The 20669-nt window shown below is 40.0% G+C and carries 17 protein-coding genes; 12 read left to right on the forward strand and 5 right to left on the reverse strand.

Going from position 1 to position 20669, the window contains the following annotated elements:
- Positions 1 to 34 precede the first annotated feature (34 nt).
- Positions 35 to 883, reverse strand: coding sequence for an MBL fold metallo-hydrolase (locus RB214_RS16450; RefSeq protein ID WP_039486908.1), 849 nt, complete (start codon positions 881 to 883; stop codon positions 35 to 37).
- A 58-nt stretch (positions 884 to 941) separates the two neighbouring features.
- Entirely contained in the window at positions 942 to 3227 is a 2286-nt protein-coding gene (locus RB214_RS16455) for a penicillin acylase family protein (protein ID WP_309167819.1), read from the reverse strand.
- A gap of 156 nt (positions 3228 to 3383) precedes the next feature.
- Between RB214_RS16455 and ycaO the strand changes: the two genes are divergently transcribed.
- From ycaO to folX, 7 genes are all read left to right on the forward strand, one after another.
- On the forward strand, positions 3384 to 5144 hold the full coding sequence (gene ycaO / locus RB214_RS16460; protein ID WP_182682617.1) for a 30S ribosomal protein S12 methylthiotransferase accessory factor YcaO: 1761 nt from the start codon (positions 3384 to 3386) through the stop codon (positions 5142 to 5144).
- 115 nt (positions 5145 to 5259) lie between these two features.
- A complete protein-coding gene (locus RB214_RS16465) occupies positions 5260 to 8622 on the forward strand; it encodes an ATP-binding protein (protein WP_309167820.1) in 3363 nt (1120 codons plus the stop codon).
- Positions 8623 to 8665: 43 nt separating this feature from the next.
- Positions 8666 to 9295, forward strand: coding sequence for a YceH family protein (locus tag RB214_RS16470; protein WP_002962344.1), 630 nt, complete (start codon positions 8666 to 8668; stop codon positions 9293 to 9295).
- A gap of 68 nt (positions 9296 to 9363) precedes the next feature.
- The gene (nadE, locus tag RB214_RS16475) at positions 9364 to 10194 is read left to right on the forward strand and encodes an ammonia-dependent NAD(+) synthetase (RefSeq protein ID WP_024589633.1); all 831 of its coding nucleotides are present in this window, start codon (positions 9364 to 9366) and stop codon (positions 10192 to 10194) included.
- Positions 10195 to 10416: 222 nt separating this feature from the next.
- Positions 10417 to 11136: a dihydromonapterin reductase gene (gene folM, locus RB214_RS16480; RefSeq protein ID WP_309167821.1), complete on the forward strand. Its 720-nt coding sequence runs from the start codon at positions 10417 to 10419 to the stop codon at positions 11134 to 11136.
- Between the two features lie 22 nt (positions 11137 to 11158).
- The gene (folE, locus tag RB214_RS16485; RefSeq protein WP_002962341.1) at positions 11159 to 11713 is read left to right on the forward strand and encodes a GTP cyclohydrolase I FolE; all 555 of its coding nucleotides are present in this window, start codon (positions 11159 to 11161) and stop codon (positions 11711 to 11713) included.
- A gap of 4 nt (positions 11714 to 11717) precedes the next feature.
- Complete coding sequence (folX, locus tag RB214_RS16490; RefSeq protein ID WP_002962340.1) at positions 11718 to 12074, forward strand: dihydroneopterin triphosphate 2'-epimerase; 357 nt, start codon at positions 11718 to 11720, stop codon at positions 12072 to 12074.
- A 16-nt stretch (positions 12075 to 12090) separates the two neighbouring features.
- On the opposite strand, the gene RB214_RS16495 is transcribed toward folX, so the two are convergent.
- Together RB214_RS16495 and RB214_RS16500 are read right to left on the reverse strand one after the other, a co-directional pair.
- Positions 12091 to 12525, reverse strand: a complete 435-nt coding sequence (locus RB214_RS16495; RefSeq protein WP_309167822.1) for a YqaA family protein — start codon at positions 12523 to 12525, stop codon at positions 12091 to 12093.
- Positions 12526 to 12591: 66 nt separating this feature from the next.
- The gene (locus tag RB214_RS16500; protein WP_165729341.1) at positions 12592 to 12957 is read right to left on the reverse strand and encodes a DUF4870 domain-containing protein; all 366 of its coding nucleotides are present in this window, start codon (positions 12955 to 12957) and stop codon (positions 12592 to 12594) included.
- Positions 12958 to 13142: 185 nt separating this feature from the next.
- Between RB214_RS16500 and RB214_RS16505 the strand changes: the two genes are divergently transcribed.
- The 4 genes from RB214_RS16505 (at position 13143) to RB214_RS16520 (ending at position 16875) form a co-directional block, all read left to right on the forward strand.
- On the forward strand, positions 13143 to 13844 hold the full coding sequence (locus RB214_RS16505) for a spondin domain-containing protein (RefSeq protein ID WP_309167823.1): 702 nt from the start codon (positions 13143 to 13145) through the stop codon (positions 13842 to 13844).
- Between the two features lie 10 nt (positions 13845 to 13854).
- Entirely contained in the window at positions 13855 to 14589 is a 735-nt protein-coding gene (locus RB214_RS16510; protein ID WP_024607274.1) for a spondin domain-containing protein, read from the forward strand.
- A 62-nt stretch (positions 14590 to 14651) separates the two neighbouring features.
- Positions 14652 to 15377, forward strand: coding sequence for a response regulator transcription factor (locus tag RB214_RS16515; protein WP_007580488.1), 726 nt, complete (start codon positions 14652 to 14654; stop codon positions 15375 to 15377).
- 10 nt (positions 15378 to 15387) lie between these two features.
- A complete protein-coding gene (locus RB214_RS16520; RefSeq protein WP_309167824.1) occupies positions 15388 to 16875 on the forward strand; it encodes a HAMP domain-containing sensor histidine kinase in 1488 nt (495 codons plus the stop codon).
- Positions 16876 to 16918: 43 nt separating this feature from the next.
- Here RB214_RS16520 and RB214_RS16525 read toward each other — a convergent pair whose 3' ends face one another.
- Positions 16919 to 19093 (reverse strand): S9 family peptidase, encoded by a 2175-nt coding sequence (locus tag RB214_RS16525; RefSeq protein ID WP_309167825.1) that lies wholly within the window; start codon positions 19091 to 19093, stop codon positions 16919 to 16921.
- 201 nt (positions 19094 to 19294) lie between these two features.
- Between RB214_RS16525 and RB214_RS16530 the strand changes: the two genes are divergently transcribed.
- Positions 19295 to 20623, forward strand: a complete 1329-nt coding sequence (locus RB214_RS16530) for an IS4 family transposase (RefSeq protein ID WP_375144327.1) — start codon at positions 19295 to 19297, stop codon at positions 20621 to 20623.
- Positions 20624 to 20669 lie beyond the last annotated feature (46 nt).

Here is a 20669-nt window from a genome sequence, read left to right on the forward strand (position 1 = left end):
TCAGCTTTGTATCATGTTTTTTACGTTACGCGTACTACTTTAAGCTACGATAAAAAAGTGTGGTTACTTTCTCTTTTGGTAACCAGCCTGCGTATTCAAGATTCAGCTCAGCCAATGGATCGGCTTTAAGTACTTGCTCTAAGCTTGCATTATTTTGCATTGCTTTTAGCATCACGTCTTTCGCGTTTTGAACTAGCTTACCATACGCTATCAGTCCTGAACGGTCACTTACCTTGCCGTGTCCTGGTATTACTTTAGTGTTGTCGTCAATTTGATTAACTACATCGTTTACTGCCGCTAAAATCCCATCAACGCTGCCGCCGCTATCTACATCAACAAACGGTAAGCTGCCAAAATTAAAGTAAATGTCGCCCATGTGCACTATGTTGTCGTTACTAAAAAAGATAACCGAATCGCCATCGGTGTGTGCATGTTCGTAATGCACTACATGGGCGTGTTCGTTATTAAAATGTAGTTTTAAGTCATGACCAAAACTAATGCGCGGTAAAAAGTCTGACCCTTCCCCGTGCTGCTCTTCTAGACGTTTGTGTACATTGTCGTGCGCTATAACGTGCGCACCCGCTTTAGCAAAGTTCTCGTTGCCACCGGTATGATCGCCATGATGGTGAGTATTAATAACAAACTCTGCACTGCCTGGTTTTAAATCGCTAATGGTTTTTTTAATATCATCTGAGAGTTTGGCAAACTGATCATCAATAATATAAATGCCATCATCACCTACACTTGCTGCAATATTACCGCCTTGCCCAAATAGTACGTATACATGCTCACTTAGCTTTTGTGCTGTTACTGGGCCATCATCTGCTTGCGCTGTAGTGCTTAGTAATAAACCTGTTATTAATGCGGGTAGTATTTTTTTCATTTTAGTTCTCTGTTGTTTTATTGGTAATTATATAGAACGTGTTTAGCTATACTTTAGTTCATCGTGTCGGCTTTATTACTATTTGATGTATTAACTCTTGAGGCAATAAAGGCGTATTTTTACCTTCTACGTAATCACTAAACCCCGCTCTGTAAAATTCAGAAAGAGGGTGCCCCGATTGCCCACCGGGAATAGCTAAAATTGCATGCTCTAAATGCCCAGGTTGAGCAATAAAACGCTGCGATGCGCCAAAACTACGCCCTTGTACGGCGGGCATATAACTATCTCCAAAACCCGCTGCTGTGGGCATATTTAATAACTTAGCAAGTAACGGCATTTGCTTTGCAAACGGATGCTCTATCACTAACTCATTTACCTTGCCCCACTGCCAGTTTTGTACATTATTACCAAACTGTTCTGTAAGCTTAGTAATAGTCTGGCTAAATGCTCCTTGTAGCTGCTCATCCCAGCTTTTAAATTGTGGGTTTATCCATGTGTCGGGCTTGTTGTTTATAAGCTGCCAAACAGCGGGCTCTAAATCTCGTTTTACGTATTTAAGTGTGCCTTGTTGTTTATTTAATTCATCCTCCATACTGCTAAATAAAATATTAATCACTTCATCGCGGTAGCGCTTAACTAAGGTATACCCTGTGGAGGTTGAACACGCACATTGCTGCCAGTTTTCAAGCGCTGTTATATATTGCTGATTTTTAGTTTGATCGGCTTTTAATTGCTTTAACAGCAGAGCATGCCAAGGCATTAAAAAGCGAGCTTGGTTATCAAGTTGTAATGCGTAAAAGTCGCTCTCAGCAAATGTTTGTTTTTCAAATAATCTATCGCGAATTTGACTCGAACGTGCGCCGAGTGCATAACCACCATTACCAAAACGCGCGTCATCTTCAGCCGATACCACGCGAGAATTACCAGTCCATAATCGACCGCTTTGCGGGTTTTTAATAAAAGGGCGTTGTAATTCATTTTGCTGCCAAAGCGCTGAGTAGTCATCGGCATTTACGCCAAGCACACTTGGCGCTTTACGAGCAGGTATACCGCCCATGTTTTTCCACGCTGCGCTACCAAGGCTGTCTACCACCATTAGGTTTTGCACCGGAATGCCCACATCGCTTGCTACAGCAAGTGCATCATCTACCGTTTTGGCTTGCTCTAATTTTAATAACTGCATATTAACGGCATAAGGCTGATGGGCAGCCCAGCTCAACGCATAAGGTTTTTCGTTAATATATTTTACAGGTCCGTATTCACTGAGTATTAATGAATAGTTTTCAACCTCCCCATCGGGTAATGCAATCGATTTATCAACTTGCCATGTTTTACTATCATCGTTTAATGCAATCCAATCGGCAGTATCTAAATAACCGTTAGTAAATCCCCATGCAACATTGTTGTTAGTGCCAACAACAATGGCTGGTGCTCCGGGCAGCGATACTCCGGTTACCTGAGTCTGCTCACCACTGTACATGTAATTTAATTGTGCCCTGTACCAAACTACAGGTACTGCCATCGATAAATGCATATCATCCGACACCATACCAGCACCTGTTTTAGTAAGCGCCCCTGTAACAGCCCAGTTGTTACTGCCGCGCTCTTGGTTAGCTTCAATACTTTTAACTATATGCTTTGTTTGAGTTGGAAAGGTAGGTATGCCGCCGTTATAAGGCGCTAATTTGCTGCCATCAAGCGCGGCTTGGTACTTACTCGGTTGCGTTAAAAAATCAACCATTTGCTTTGTGTATGCTTGCTCAATTTGAATAAGTGCTTGGTCGCGCTCAAATGTGGCGCTTTGTAAATCAAGGTACATGCTAAATATCACAAGTAGGCTGTCTTCACTTTGCCATGGCTTTTGCGCTGCACCGGTTAGTAAATATTCAAAGCTTGAATACCCTACTTGCGCTAAACCTTCGTTTACACCTTGAGCGTAACTTTTAAGTAATTGCTTATCTGCTTCAGGCAGGGTTTGTAAAATAATTTGGCTGCGTTTACGTAATTGATGAAAACGCATTTTTTTATCGAGCCCCAACGCTGCTTGGCCAAATAATTCACTTAACTCACCTGCGGCATTACGCCTTAGTAAATCCATTTGAAAAAATCGGTCTTGCCCATGCGCATAACCTAAACCGTAGGCGGCGTCGTTTCGGCTATTGGCGCTTATTACTGCTTGCCCTAATGCATCTCGCGAAATTTTTACAGGCTCTGCTACCGCGTTACTGCGTCCGTTTCCATCAAGGGCGGGTAAACTTAAACTAAGTACCCCATAAACAACAGCGGTACTTGCCAGCCCTAATATCACAATTAATAACAACAAGCGTTTGATTACTTTAAACATCACCGTTTCCTTTGCACGTTTTGACCAAGCGTTAAGCACATATAATAACCACAGTTTTATTAAATAATAATGTTCTTGCTCGCAAAGGGTGAAATAAACATCAAAATCCACGATAATGTCAGCTCCACACATCGTGCAGAACTAGTTGAGATCAATATGACTGAAAAAACATTTATCAAAGGTAAAGACCGCGACCTAGAATCGTCAATCTCTACCATGCAAAACAAGCTTAAAGCCCTAAATATTAATGTTGAAGAAGCGCTTTGGCTTAACCCTGTAGCTAACTGTTATTCGGTTCATATAAAAGACAGCGACTGCGGTGTTATGTTTACCAATGGTAAAGGCGCAACCGACAAAGCATCTATTGCTTCAGCACTCGGTGAATACTTTGAACGTTTAAGCTGTAACTACTTTTTTGCAGACTTTTATCTAGGTGAAGAATTTGCTAATGGCGAGTTTACTCATTACCCAAGCGAAAAATGGTTTAAAGTTGAAGGCGATGAAGTGCCAGAGGGCATTATGGATGAAAGCTTATGGGATTACTTTGACCCAGAGCGCGAACTAAACGCATCACACCTTTTTGATTTTAACTCAGGCAATATTGATCGTGGTATTTGTACCCTGCCATACACACGCCAACGCGATAACCAAGACGTATACATTCCGGTAAACGTTATCGGTAATATTTTTGTATCTAACGGTATGAGCGCAGGTAACACCAAGTTTGAAGCTCGCGTACAAGGTTTATCAGAAGTATTTGAACGTGCTATTAAAAACCGCATCATCGCCGAAGGTATTTGTTTACCAATCGTGCCTGAAGATGTTGTTAAGCAATACCCTAAAATTCACGAAGCGTGTGAAGAGCTTCGCAGCCATGGCTTTCATTTACGTATTGCCGATGCATCACTTGGGGGTAAATACCCTGTAATGAGCGTAACGCTTATTAACCCAACAGATGGTTCTGTATTTGCTTCTTTTGGTGCTCACCCATCATTTGAAGTTGCGCTTGAACGTACCGTGACTGAGTTACTACAAGGTCGTCGTCTTGATCAACTAGATGTATTCCAACCTGCAACATTTGATAACGATGAAGTAGCAACACCAGAGAACATTGAACTGCACTTTATTGATTCAAGCGGTTTGATTTCGCATGATTTTTTCCGTGCAAAACCTGATTTTGAATTTGTACACTGGGACTTTAGCGGAACAACTGAAGAAGAATATAACTTCTGTACTGACCTAATTCATAGCATGGATCATGATATCTATATCATGGATTACACGCACCTAAACGTATACGCGTGTCGTATTTTAGTACCTGGCATGTCAGACATTTACCCTGTTGATGAGCTTATTTGGCGTAACAACAACGAAGGCGCAAAATTTCGCGAAGTATTCCTATCGCTTGATCAGTACGATGCAGAGCAATGGATGGAAATTTACGACAGCCTTGAAGAAGCAGGCCACAGCGATATTATCCGCGCCGCAGAATTTATTGGCCTTGCAACCGATGCCGACACACCATGGCACACTCTGCGTATAGGTGAGCTTAAAGCGCACCTATGTTTAGCTGCAGGCAGCGAAGAAGCCATTGATTGGGTTGACTGGATACTTCATACAGGCCAAGTAAATGAAGAGGCAATGCGCCACTTCCGCTGTTTAAAAGCAGTTCTTGAAATTAAATACGATGACGAGCGCGAATACGCAGATTACCAAGATGCACTAGGCTTAATGTTTGGTGCTAATAATGTAGCGCTGGCTATAGAAATTGCCGAAGGTAAAAAGCAGTTTAACGGTTTAACTTTCCCTGGTTTATCGCTTGAAGGCTTTAAAAAGCATGCGGCGCTACTTGATGGTTACCGCAAGCTACATGTAGCAAAGCAAAATCACTGGGCGCGTGAAGTTAGCGACTCGTAACTCGCTAAACTACTAATTATAAAAAATAAACGGCGCATTTGTTAATGCGCCGTTTTCATTTATGTAATAAATTAGCTATAGTTAATTTGCCTAAATTAACGCCACGATGTAGCAAATGCCACCATCTACTAACAATAAAAAAACGAACGTTCATAACTTTAAGTTGACCTTTTGGTTATCTCTTACGCTAACTGTACTAGTTGGTATCGTTCTTGATCGTATTAACTACAATCGTGTTAAAGATGCTCATCGCCTACAAATTCTTTCTGAAGTAAGTACATATCGAGCTCAATTAGAATCTATTTTAGTTTCTAATATCCAACTAGTTCGAGGTTTAGGTGTTGCCGTAGCGGCGCAGCCTGATTTACAGCAAACACAGTTTGAACAAATTGCCCAACCACTATTTAAAACCTCAAATGAGCTTCGCAATATTGGTGGCGCTCCCGATATGGTAATTCGCATGACTTACCCCTTAAAAGGTAATGAAAAAGCACTCGGTTTAAACTTTTTAGAAGAAAAAAACCAACGCGCTGATGCTATTAGAGCTCGCGATACAAATACCATTGTAATGGCTGGCCCATTAAAATTAATCCAAGGTGACATAGCACTTATAGCCCGCGTTCCTGTTTACATACCGCCAGAAAATCGCTTTTGGGGATTACTTTCAGTTGTTCTCAACATTGAAAAAGTCTATGAAAATTCAGGTATTTATGAGCTAGAAAAAGAATACAACGTCGCTTTACAAGGCAGGCATGGACTTGGCAGCAAAGGGGAGTTTTTTTACGGTAATCAAAACATAATAGAGCAAGACCCCCTTGAGTTTACGTTAAGCTTTCAAGGTGGCAATTGGCAACTTTACGTAGCACCTAAAATAGGTTGGAGCCCACCAAATTCAGCTGTATGGCCACTTAGGCTATCAATTATAATTATTTGCGGGTTATTAATTTGGGCCTTTTTATTCTTTTTGAAAATGCTTAATCGCCAGCAACAAAACGAAAAAATGCTTGAGGCAATGAGTGATCTAGCCCAAATAGGCGCATGGTCATTTAACTTAGAAACGAAACAAGTGTATTGGTCTGATATGACCAAAAAACTATTTAAATACCCATTAAATAGCCAACCAGAATGGCCTAAAGATTTAAATTACTTTAAAAAAGGCACTAGCAGAGAAACAATTAAACCTTTAATTGAACGAGCTATAAAATATGGTGAAAGCTACGAAGTTGAATTAGAAGTAATGGATGAAGAAGGTGAATCTGTTTGGGTACTCGTACATGGTGAAGCAGAACGAAAAAATGGACGATGCACACGTATTTTTGGCTCATTACAGAATATTGATACCCGTAAAAAGATTGAATTAGAAAATAATAAAACAGCATTACACAACGAAATTTTAGCCTCCCTTACCGTTAATAAATTAATATTAACTGGGCAACTGAGCCAATCAAAAGATATTATTACTGAAGCAATCTGCCAAGCATTTGATATTAAACGTGCCAGTATTTGGTTTTTTAATGAAGACAAATCCCAACTAAGCCCTTTTGCCATACATAGTAAACATTCGTCTAGTGATAAAATTGACTCTATTTGGCTAAGAAAAAATCTTCCCGGCTTTTTTAATGCAATAGATCACCAGCCTGTATTTAATGTGCCTGACGCCCAAGAACACCCAATACTCGAGCCAATTAAAGAACAGTATTTAATGACTCTCGAGATTAAATCAATGCTGTGCGTAATAATCCCTGCAGGAAGTGGCGCTATAGGAGTCGTCTGCGCAGAGCAATGCCAATCAAAACGCTACTGGTCTAAAAACGAAGAAAGCTTTTTAATTGCCGTTGCAGCGTTAATAGGCAGCTTGCACTCAAGCCAACAGCGAATTGAAACCGAACAAAAACTAGTTTCTGCCAAAGAAACCGCCGAACAAGCTGTTGAAGCTAAAAGTGAATTTTTAGCAAGTATGAGCCACGAAATTCGCACCCCAATGAACGGTGTTTTAGGTATGCTTAACATAATTAAGCAAACTCAATTGGACCTACAGCAAAAACATCATATTGAACTTGCTCAATCATCAGCTCAATCTTTGCTTAATATAATTAATGACATATTAGACTTTTCTAAAATTGAAGCCGGTAAGCTCGATATTGAAAACGTGCAATTTAATTTACCTCGGTTATTAGGCGAAGTGGTGGAATCCTTTGCTTTAAAGGTAGAACAAAACAATACAAAACTTATTCTAGATGCGACTCAAATAACTGTTAGCGAGATAATTAGTGACCCTAACCGCTTGCGCCAAATTTTAAATAACTTAATTGGCAACGCAGTTAAATTTACTATTGATGGCGAAGTAGTCATTACTGCCAGAATAGATGAAACAACGGATGGCTCGTTCCTACAGTGTTCGATTATTGATACTGGTATTGGTATTGACCCTAAAAAACAAGCGTCGTTATTTGACTCATTCACACAAGCCGATGCTTCAACAACACGCCAATTTGGGGGCACAGGGCTTGGTCTTGCCATAGTAAAACAATTGTGCGAACTGATGAACGGTGAAGTAAGTGTAAACAGTATGCAAGGTGAAGGAAGTACATTTTCTTTCACAGTACAAATACAACCGCGCTTAAGTAAAGAACAAGATTTACCGAGTCATTTAATTAAAAACAAACATATTTTAATTATTGATGAGTGCTCGTTAAATGCTAATACCGCTAATAAGCAGCTCACTGTTTGGGGTGCAAAAGTTAATTGTATACATAACTATCTTGAGGTTGATGATTACTTAAATAATGTAACCACCCACCTTGGTGCTATTTTAGTTGACTACTACTTTTTTGAAAAAGCCCCACAAACGCATATCACCGCGCTCAAAAACTTTATAAATATGCATAGTTGCAAGTTAGTTATTATGGCGCCAGTGAGTTATTCACCTGAGGAGTCTAAAGTAGGTATGGAAGTCGACTGTATGATTTTCAAACCTCTCACACCGTCTGATTTGTTTGACTCACTTACAAACGATAAATACATTGAACAACAGCAGCAACAAGCACAGCTGCAAAACAAGCTAACTAAAGCGCCAGTACTGGATTCATCAGAACCACAACTATTGCTTGTTGAAGACAATAAAATAAACCAAGTGGTTGCCTCTGCGCTATTAAAGCAGGCGGGTGTTACTTTTGATATTGCCGAAAATGGACTTGAGGCAATTGTAAAGCTCAATGCAAAACAAGGTAAACCATATAAGCTAGTTTTAATGGATTGCCAAATGCCCGAAATGGATGGCTACCAAGCCACTAAAGCCATTAGAGAAGGTGATGCAGGTAAAGATAATGAAAATATTACTATTATTGCGCTAACAGCCAATGCCATGCAGGGCGATAAAGAAAAATGCCTAGCCGCAGGCATGAACGACTATTTAAGTAAGCCTCTCGATTTAGCTGCATTACAACCAAAGCTTCAACAATGGCTTGGCATTCAATAAAGGTGTAAGCTAATAAAATACGCTTACTAATTTGAGATTATTTATGCAGTTATCAACAAATCAACAACGTATTCTTGGTTGCCTATTAGAAAAACAAAGCACGACGCCAGAGCATTATCCGCTATCGTTAAACGCTCTCGTGAACGCATGTAACCAAAAATCTAATCGCGATCCTGTGTTAAGCCTTACAGATGAAGACGTGCAAAACGCACTCGATGAACTAATAGAAATGCGTTTGGTTACAATAGATGAAGGTCTTTCGGGTCGCGTAAATAAATACGACCACCGCTTTTGCAACACTGAATTTAGTAATCTGCAATTTTCTGCTCAGCAGCGTGCCATTGTTTGTTTGTTACTTTTGCGTGGTGCTCAGACTCCTGGTGAATTAAGAACCCGCAGTGCTAGGCTTGCTGATTTTAATAACGTAAATGAAGTAGAGGCAGCGCTCAATAAACTGATTGAAAGCGAGTACGTCACAAAGCTAGAGCGTGAAGCTGGTAAACGTGACAGCCGATATATTCATTTATTTGGCGAACAACAAAATAATCCCGCCGATGCCTTTGTTGCGCTACCAAGCGAAGTAATTAAAGACAAAGAATTAAGCGATTTACTTGAAGAAGTAGAAAAATTAAAAGCAGAGCTTCGCCAAATAAAAGCTCATTTAAAACTTTAATTAACTAAAACTAAATCACATAATAAGTTTATTGCGTATCACATATTAAATTTTATAAGGAGCTGGCAATGCGCGCCGAAATTATGGCTGAAATGAAGGTTCAGCCAACGATTGATGTAAATGCTGAGATAACTCGCCGAGTTAATTTTATTAAAACACGTTTGGTAGCAGCTCATTCACGCTCGTTAGTACTGGGTATTAGCGGTGGTGTTGACTCATCAACCTGCGGCCGCTTATGTCAACTTGCTGTAAACGAGCTAAATAAAGAACACGATACTGACAAGTATCAGTTTATTGCAGTGCGCCTACCTTATGGTGTACAAGCTGACGAAGATGAAGCACAAATGGCGGTTGATTTTATTCAGCCAAGTAAACGTATGACCGTAAACGTACAACCTGCGGCTGATGCACTGCATGAGCAAGCGATAGCTGCCGTAGTTGGCTGTGGTGAAGCACTGCCTGAGCAAGCTCAAATAGATTTTATTAAAGGCAATGTTAAAGCGCGTCAACGTATGGTTGCTCAGTACGAAATTGCAGGTTTTTGCCAAGGCTTAGTAGTGGGTACCGATCATAGTGCTGAAAACATTACTGGTTTTTATACTAAATTTGGTGACGGCGCGTGCGATTTAGCCCCTCTGTTTGGTTTATCAAAACGCCAAGTTCGTGCACTTGCTACTGCGCTAGGTGCGCCAGCTTTATTGGTAGATAAAGCACCTACAGCTGATTTAGAAAGTGACCGCCCAGGTTTAACAGACGAAGAAGCACTTGGTTTGAGCTATGAGCAAATTGATGACTTTTTAGAAGGTAAACCTGTGTCTAATGATGTTGAACAAAAGCTTGTAAGCATTTACACGCGTACACAACATAAGCGTCAACCAATTCCGACAATTTACGATTAATGTTTAGTAGCTAAAATAAAGCAATTAATGCTTTAAGGATTAATTGCTTTTTTGATCGACAGATTAAGAAGCTGCGTATATTTTAATAAATTAACGCTTTGAATTTTATAATACCAATTGCATTAAATTAGTGAGCTATTATAGCCCTATGAAATAGCGATAAAACGATGATATTTTTAATAATATTGGTATAACTACCCGCCAAAGAGAACACTGCCTTATATGACATCGCCCATTTTAATTACCGGCGCAGGCCAACGTATTGGCTTAGCACTCGCTCAGCATTATATAGCCCAAGGGCAGAGCATTATTATCACGTATCGTACTCGTCACGCCGCTGTTGATAAATTAGAGCAACAAGGCGCTGTATGTATTTATGCCGATTTTAGTAACGATGACGGTATTAGTGCATTTATAAATACGCTTAAAGAGCATACAACATCGCTGCGCGCTGTTGTTCACAATGCATCAAGCTGGGACTGCGAAGCTAACAATCCTGACTTTGCAGTACTGTTCGATAATATGATGCGTATACATGCCAAAACACCGTATTTAATTAATTTAATGTGTGCAGAGCTGCTTTTAAACTATCAGCAAAATGAAAAAGTACCTGCCGATATTATACATCTTACTGATTATGTAGTTGAAACAGGCAGCCCTAAACACTTAGCTTATGCAGCAAGTAAAGCAGCACTCGACAACCTAACCAAATCGTTTAGCGCTAAATATGCGCCAGATATAAAAGTGAACTCGGTTGCTCCATCGCTCATTATTTTTAATGAACATGACGATGAGCAATATCGAGCTAAGACTCTTAAAAAATCATTAATGGGCATTGAACCCGGATGCCAAGAAATTATCAATAGCATTGATTTACTATTACAAAGCCACTACATCACAGGGCGCTCTTTGCCTATTGATGGTGGTCGTCATTTAAAGTGAATATAAATAAACTGAGATATTTATGCACAATGAATTAAAAGAAAGTTATGAAAAAATCATCACCGCTGTAGGCGAAGATGCTAACCGCGAAGGCTTACTTGATACGCCAAAACGTGCTGCAAAAGCAATGGAATATTTAACGCAAGGGTATCGTCAAACGCTTGATGAAATAACTAATAAAGCAGTATTTACATCTGACGCCGACGATATGGTGTTAGTGCAAGACATAGAGCTCTACTCTATGTGTGAGCATCATTTACTGCCTTTTATTGGTCGTTGCCATATTGCTTATATACCAAACGGTAAAGTATTAGGCTTATCTAAATTTGCACGTATTGTTGATATGTTTTCACGCCGTTTTCAAATTCAAGAACAGTTAACGCATCAAATCGCTAAAGCAGTTGAAGAAGTGACTGGCGCTAAGGGCGTGGGCGTTATTGTTGAGGCAAAACACATGTGTATGATGATGCGTGGTGTAGAAAAGCAAAATTCAAGCATGCGTACATCAGTAATGTTAGGTAACTTTAGAAGCGATCCTAAAACACGTAACGAATTTTTGCAGCTTATAAAAGGTTAACCCTATGGCTAATGCAATTATTAACGTTACTAATTTACGCCTGCGTACGTTTATTGGCTTTAACCCCGATGAGCGTGAAAAAAAGCAAGATGTAGTGATCAATCTAGAGATTCACTACCCTGCTGATGATGCGTGTAAAACGGATGAAGTTGACCAAGCACTTAATTATAAAGTGATCACCAAAGAAGTAATTAGCTTAGTAGAGCAAGGGCACTTTTTACTGCTCGAAAAATTAGTGGCTGAAATTCTTGCCGTTTGTCACGCGCACCCAAGCGTTCATTACGCTAAAGCACGTGTTGATAAACCACATGCACTGCGTTTTGCCGACTCAGTGTCGTTAACGCTTGATTGGGCTAAATAAGCACTTAAAAACTTATTTAAAAAAGCTTTTCGAATCCTACGGCAAGGGCGATAACCGCTAAATAGCGCGCGCCTTTGCCTAGTGTTACTAACAGTAAAAAGGTGTTAAATCGCACTTTAAATATACCTCCAATCACCGTTAATGGGTCCCCCACAACCGGTAACCAAGCAAATAACAAACTATACACTCCATATTTATTAAATTGCTTTTGTGCGCTATCAAGCCCTTTTTGCGATACAGGAAACCATTTTTTATCTTTAAAACGCAGTACTTGCGTGCCTAACCAGTAATTAACACAGCTCCCTAACACATTTCCAAGTGTTGCTACGCACCACATAAGCCATAAATTAACTTTATCTTGAGTAATCATTCCCACCATTATCACCTCAGAAGAGCTAGGCAGTAATGTCGCAGATATAAATGCGCTAATAAATAACGTGAGATAAAGCATAATGTCCTTATGGCTAAACGTAAAAACCCAGCCTATAGCTGGGTTTATAATATAATGACTGAGGTTTTATTTTATCAAATTTAAACTAAACGGGTAATTAAACTCTTTACCTTCGTTAGCTTTAATACTCGCCATTACAACCATTACAAACCCAAAAATTGCCACTATAGGTAGTAATATTAAGCCTACAGCTACAAACATCAGTAAAAAACAAACTACATATGCAATTGCCATCGTTATTTGAAAGTTAAGCGCCTTTTTACCGTGCACGTCAACAACTGGCATCTCATCTTTTTTAATTAACCACACTATTAATGGCCCAATTATTGAGCCAAACGGCACAATAAATCCGGCAAGCGCACTCAAATGGCATAACATAGCCCACATACGGTCATCTTTATTAACTGGTTCAACCTGTTGATTTTCTTCCATAACACTCTCCTTTTTGTTTTATGTATGTTGCCTCTTAACTAAACAAATGTCTACAAATCAACCAACGTATTTGTATTTAAAAATCACAGCGTAAAATCTTGTGATAAAAAAGTGATAAGTTTGTGAGAGTTTCTGGAGACGATTATTCAATACTTAACTCGAATCATCACTTACAGGAAATAATAATGAAAACTTCTACATTAACAATTGCAATTCTTTTAGCGGCAGCTAGCCAATCGACTATGGCCGCAGAATTAGACCTAAAAGTTACTAACCTAACCAAGGGTATTCACTTTACTCCACTGTTAATTACAGCACACAACAGCGAAGACACACTATTTGAAGTAGCAACGCAAGCATCTACAGCATTACAAACAATGGCTGAAGGCGGCAATATTGCAGAGCTAGTTGCACAAGCAACTGCAGCGGGCAGTGATATGGCTGCAAATCCAGCTGAAGGTTTACTTGCACCAGCCGCATCTACAACGGCAACACTTACCACTACCGACGGTAATGATTACCTATCTTTAACTGCAATGATGCTACCAACTAATGATGGCTTTGTAGGCTTAAACAGCTGGAAAATCCCAACAGAAGCGGGTACTTACACAATTAATTTAAATGCTTACGATGCAGGCACAGAACAAAACAATGAGCTTGTAGTTGAAGGCTCTGGTGCACCAGGTACTCCGGGTATTCCTGCGGCTCCAGGTGGCGACGCTGGCACTGGCGGTACAGGTATATTAAGTGGTGATACAAATACAAGCATCCATATTCACCCAGGTAGCTTAGGTGATGACGATTTAGAAGCGGGTAATAGCGATTTAAGTAATACAGTACACAGATGGTTAAACCCAGTAGCGCAATTAACCGTTACAGTTAAGTAGGAGCATGATTATGTCATCTGCTAACAACCTTAAAAAAAGTCTACTAGTGCTTGCACTTGCAACCACACTTGCAGCGTGTAGCGATAATGATAACGACCCAGTGGTTGAAGAGCCGGTCGTTGTTGAGCCAATTGTTGTAGAACCTGTGATCAGTGAGTTTACTATTACTTTTAGTAACTTAACTGCAGGACAGCCTTTGTCACCACTCTCTGTCATTGCTTTTGAAGATGAAGCACCTTGGACATTCGGTACAACAGCTTCTGTTGGTTTAGAAATGCTTGCAGAAAGCGGTGCAAATGAAGAATACCTCAGCTACGAAAGTGCACTTGCTGCAGTTTCAGCTGAAGGCGCTATTGGCCCTGGTGAAACCACCACAGTAATCATTACTGTTGAAGAGCAAGAAACGCTTAATTTGTCATTTGCTGCCATGCTTGGGAATACAAATGATGCTTTTACCGGTCTTAGTTCTTTAGATGTATCAACATTAGAAGTTGGCGGCTCGTTATCACGCACTACGACTGCTTATGATGCGGGTACGGAAGCAAATACAGAAACAGCTGAAACTGTGCCAGGTCCTGCCGCTAGCGGTGAAGGGTTCAACGAAATACGTGACGATACAGCCGATATAATAACGATGCATCCAGGCATTGTTTCAAATCAAGATGGATTATCTACATCAGCACTTGGTGTTGAACATAAGTTTGATAACCCAGTATCGAAAATAGTAATTACGCGCACGCAGTAACGTTCCAGCTTGTAATGGGGAAGTAAGGGAGCACGGATGCCCCCCTTTTTACGAGGTAATACATGCGTCACGAAAAAATATTAGTAGTAGAAGATGACAGAGAAATAGGTAAGTTAATTACCACGCAGCTAACGTCGCTTAACTTACATGTTGATCATGTTGTAAGCGCAGAACTTGCCTTAAAAAAAATAGCTAAGCATCCCTACGGACTTATTTTACTCGATATAAACTTACCCCAAATGGATGGTTTGAGCTTATGCCGAAAAATAAAAGAGCATTACCCAACTACCTCCGTAATTTTACTCACCGCGCTTAGTAGCGATATGGACAGAGTTATTGGCCTTGAAATGGGCGCCGATGATTATATTTGTAAACCCTTTTTTGCACGCGAATTACAAGCCAGAGTAAAAACCCAATTACGCCACAGAGCACAGCTACTCGCTAGCCAAAATAACGACAACTCCCCCGTTGATAGCGAACAAACACTAAATGTAGGCTCACTCAATATAGAATTTAGTTCGCACCAAGTGTATTTAGGCAAGCAAGCCCTTAACCTTACCGCCACCGAATTTGATTTACTCGTTTACTTTGCACGCCATCCTAATCATGTTTTTAGCCGCCAGCAGTTACTCGATAAAGTATGGGGTTACCAACACAGTGGGTACGAGCATACGGTTAATTCACATATAAACCGCTTACGTGCCAAGCTAGAAGAACACCAACAAGCGCCTATTATCGAAACAGTTTGGGGTGTTGGTTACAAACTAAACCCTAGCCAACTCAATTAAGACACCTATTATGAAATTATCTTTGTATCAAAAATTAGCTATATCGCTAGTCGTGATTTTTTGTTTTATTTGCGCCCTAGTTTACGGCTGGAGCAAGCAATTAGAACTGACTTCAAAACACCACGCCGAACAAAATCTGCACTTAGCGTTAGCGGAACATTTAGTACAAGATAACCCATTAATAAAAGAAGGTGTTTACGATTATAAAGCGCTTGAAAACCTCTTTCATACCTTGATGTTATTAGGCCCTGCGTTTGAATTTTATTTTGTAGACGAAACCGGAAAAATTCTTACTTACTCAGCAAAGCCAGGGAAAGTTAAACGTACGCATATTAGTTTAACGCCTTTAAAAGAGTTGATTAACAACCCAAGCGCTGCACCTATTTATGGTGATAATCCTCGTAATAAAGAGCAACAAAAAATATTTTCAGCCGCGCCAGTATTTAATCAAGATAAGCTACAAGGTTATTTATATGTAATTATTGGTGGTGAGGCTTACGATACCTCACTAAGCACTGTAAAAAATAATGATAAGTTATGGCTAGCTGCTTTATGGCTTGGCTCTGCACTCGCATTTTTATTTATTGCGATGCTCATTTTACTACGTTTTTTTACCAACCCAATTCAGCGATTAGCACGCGATGTTAGTAATATTGAAGCCGCTAACTACAGCCTTACCGACACCAAGCTAAGTAACTATTTAACGCAAAAAAGTAACGAAGTGCATAGTTTAGGGCGAAGTATTCAAGCCATGCTAACGCGTATTAACGAGCAGTTTAAAGCGCTTGAACAAGGCGATAAACAACGCAAAGAGTTACTAACTCACTTATCGCACGACCTACGTACACCACTTGCTTCACTGCAGGGGTTTTTAGAAGTATTAAATCAGTCGGGCGAGCAGCTAAGTAAACAAGAGCAACAAGAATACTTACAGGTATCGCTTAATAATTGTGGGCAATTAAAGCTACTCATAGAACAAATATTTGAACTTGCTCACTTAGAAAATGGCGAAATAAGTATAAATAAAGAAACCTTTAATTTAGGTGAACTCATTTACGATTGCATGGCAAAATTTAGTTTAGCCGTTGATAAAAAAGGCATTAGTTTGTCGGTAGAACCTGCGATTTGTGATTTTCCTGTGGTTGCCGATATAGCTAAATTAGAGCGCGTGTTAAGTAACTTAATTGATAATGCAATTAGGCATACCCCTCGCGGCGGCAGCATTGCAGTACATGTAAAACGCAGTGACGATAATCAACTATTTGTGCATGTATCAGACACGGGCGTAGGCATAAAAGAAGATGAGCTGAATGCTATTTTTGATCCGCACTACCAAGCAAGTAATTCTAATAAGGAAGGGCGCCAGCAAGGTGGTTTAGGATTGGCTATTTGCAGAGGGTTATTAAAACTGATGGATAGCGAAATTTACGTACAAAGTGAAATTGGTAAAGGCACTATGTTTAGCTTTAACTTGCCACAAAAAAAGGTGCTTTCTTAAAAAGCACCTTACATTTTTTGTTTATTTTAAATATATAAATTAATTACTTTTTAATACCCGCTAAATCAAGCATAAATGCATAGTTTAGCGCGGTATCTTCTAAGCGCTTAAAGCGACCCGATGCGCCGCCGTGCCCTGCTTCCATATCTATTTTAAACAGTAACTTATTGTCATCAGTTTTATAGTCACGCAGCTTAGCAACCCATTTTGCAGGTTCAAAGTATTGAACTTGTGAATCGTGCAAGCCAGTCGTTACCAACATATTAGGATATGCTTGCTTAGATACTTGGTCGTATGGCGAGTAAGACAGCATGTAATCGTAATACGCTTTTTCGTTCGGATTACCCCACTCGCCGTATTCATTTGTTGTAAGCGGAATGCTCGCATCAAGCATCGTTGTTACTACATCTACAAACGGTACCGCAGCAACCATGCCTTTATAAAGCTCAGGCGCTTGGTTTGCTACTGCGCCCATTAATAAGCCACCAGCACTGCCGCCTAACGCAAATATTTCATCTTTTGCGCCATACTTTTGAGAAACCAGTGCTTTAGTTACGTCAACAAAGTCGTTAAATGTATTCTTTTTAGTTAGTAGCTTGCCGTCTTCGTACCAAGGACGACCTAGCATTTGCGATCCACGTACATGGGCAATTGCAAATACAAAGCCACGGTCTAACAAGCTCAAACGTGAGCTTGAGAACGTTGGATCCATGGTAGCGCCATAAGAACCGTAACCATATTGCAGTAGCGGGTTAGTGCCATCTTTTTTAAACGCATCTTTACGGTAAACTAAGCTTACCGGTACTTTTATGCCATCACGTGCTGTTACAAAAATACGCTCTGACGCGTAATTGTCAGCATCAAAATCACCTAACACAACCTGTTGCTTAAGAAGCGTTTTATCGCCAGTCGCTAAATCTACATCGTACGATGAGCTTGGAGTGGTCATGCTTGTGTAGTAAACACGTAACGTGCTGCTATCTATATCGTTATTGCCATAAGTACCAATTGTATAAGCGCTATCGTTAAAGCTCAGTGGTAACTCTTTACCTGTTTTTAAATCACGCGCAATCAACTTTGATTGGCCCATTTCACGTTCTTGGTAAACTAAGTAGTTATTAAATAAATCAATGCCTTCGAGTTTAATATCATCGCGCGCAGGGATCACACTTTGCCAATTAGCCTTGTCGCCTGCTTTATCAATATCAACTTTCATCAGCTGAAAATTTACAGCATTTAAGTTAGTTACAATGTAGTAAGTATTCCCTAGCTTCGAAATATCATATTCAAGCCCTGCTTCGCGCTTAATTAAGCGTTTAGGCATTGCCTTAGTATCATCAGCACTTAATACAGATACGCCTGATGCAGCCGTGCTGCTGTGCCAAATATAAATCTCTGACTCATCTTTACTTTTACTCATACCCATGTAGTAACTGGTATCAGTTTCTTCGTAAATTAGCTCATCATCAGCTTGTGGTGTACCTAATGTATGACGATACACTTGGTAACCTAGTAGAGTTTGTAAATCTTTTTTAATGTAGTAAACCGTTTTATTATCGTTTGCCCACACAATGCCACCGTTGGTGCCTTCAAGTGTGTCTTCGAGTAATTTACCGGTAGTTAAATCTTTTATTTTTACGCTATAAATACGACGGCTAACAGTATCTTCGCCATAAGCCATTAAATTGCCATTTGGGCTTACATCTAAACCACTTACTGCATAATAATCATGGCCTTTAGCAAGCTCATTTACATCTAAAATAACTTGCTGATCGGTACCTGCAAAATCGCTGCTGCGTAAGTAAGTAGTGTACTCGTTATCGCCACGTGTTTGTGTTGAGTAAAAATAATCACCGTTTTTAACTGGGACTGAATCATCGTCTTTTTGAATACGCCCTTTTAGCTCTTCAAACAACTCACTTTGCAGCGTTTTAGTATGTGCAAGCATTGCATCAGTGTATGTATTTTCAGCTTCTAAATAGTTAATTACCTCTGGTGCTTTACGTTCATCATCACGCAGCCAATAGTAATCATCTATACGCGTGTCACCATGAATAGTCATTTCATGTGGCACTTTTTTAGCAACCGGTGCAATAGCTTGTGCAACTTGGGTTGTCTTAACTTGCGTATTATTTTTTTGAGTTTCTTCAGGGGCTTGATTACAGCTACTTAAAATAGCGAGCGATAGTGCAGCAAGAGCGAATGGGGTACGTTTCATCAGTCAAAGTCCTTGTCGTATTTGTATTTTTTATTAAGTAATTAAATATACCTATAAATTAGAGTTTGTAGTTGTTTAGTTTGTGAAGCAATGTAAAAAGGGAGCCGAGGCTTAATGCCGATCAGTTAAGAAAATGACCGGTTGACCGATCCAAACGATCATGCAAAATCCGTAGTTAGGAAACTAACTACGGATTTTTTTGTGAATATAGAACAAGCACTGCAAGCAACACTTGAAGAAAGCAGCCGATACCATACCTTTGAAAAATTATCAGAAATTCTTGACCCTGAAATCATTGAACAAGGTTTTCAACAAGCTGGGATTGCAACCGTTCGTAAGCGAAGGTTACCGCTTGAAGCCGTTTTGTGGTCAGTTATTGGCATGGCATTGTTTCGAAAAGAATCAGTTTGGAATATCGCTAATAAGCTAGATATCATGTTACCTGGCAAGAACCAACTCGTTGCTCCAAGTGCGATGGTACAGGCGAGACAAAGGTTAGGTGATGATTCCGTTAAACACGTTTTCAATAAATCTGCTCAATCAATGTATAAGCAACAGTCATTCGAAACATGGAATGGTTTGAACCTATTAGCTGTTGACGGTGTTGTGTGGCGAACAGCCGACACGCCTGATAATCGTAAAGCCTTCTCTTCAGGTAGCAACCAATACGGTGATACAGCCTTTCCTCAAATACGCATGGTTTGTCATATGGAATTGACCAGCCATCAACTTCTCAGTAGCGAGTTTGATAACTATAAAACCAACGAGATGAAATTAGCTGAGCGTTTAATTGAACGTACACCAGATAATTCACTGACTATGTTTGATAAAGGATATTATTCTTTAGGCCTGTTAAACCGTTGGCACCAAACTGGGGAGATGAGGCACTGGCTGATACCAGCAAGGCCCGACTTACAGTATGAAATCATCTCCAGCGCGGGTAAAAATGACCATATCATTGAATTGAAAACCACAAAGCATGCACAAAAAAACTTTCCCGATGTTCCTGAAACGATTAAAGCGAGATTAATCAGCAAAACAATAAAGGGCAAAAGCTACCGTATATTAACCTCGATGACGGATAGATTGCGTTATCCAGGTAATGAAATTGTTGAATTATATTGTCATCGTTGGGAGATAGAACTTGGGTTTAGAGAAATCAAACAAACCATGCTTGATAGCGCATACCATTTAAGAAGCAAGCGTCCAGACATGGTGCGTCAGGAGCTATGGGGCGTGTTACTCGCCTATAATTTAATACGAAGAATAATGACGATGGCGGCGACAGTTACAGGGATATGGCCTAACCAGCTTAGTTTCTCTAGCAGTTCGATGGCTGTCATTCAGTATTTCTCGTCAGTATCTATAATGAGTCCAGGAAACATTCCAATACACTGGCAGCACTTACTCAATACACTGGTCTTATTTAAGCTTCCAGCTAGACGAGAGGATAGAAGATATCCCCGATGGGTTAAGCCAAAACCATCTAAGTATCCCCATAAAAAGAAAAATGCCAGTCAGCTTAACTGACTGGCATTAAGCCGAGGCTCCCTTTATATAACTATTAAGTTATAAA

It is taken from the genome of Pseudoalteromonas sp. HL-AS1, from assembly GCF_031198785.1.
Lineage (GTDB): Bacteria > Pseudomonadota > Gammaproteobacteria > Enterobacterales > Alteromonadaceae > Pseudoalteromonas > Pseudoalteromonas distincta.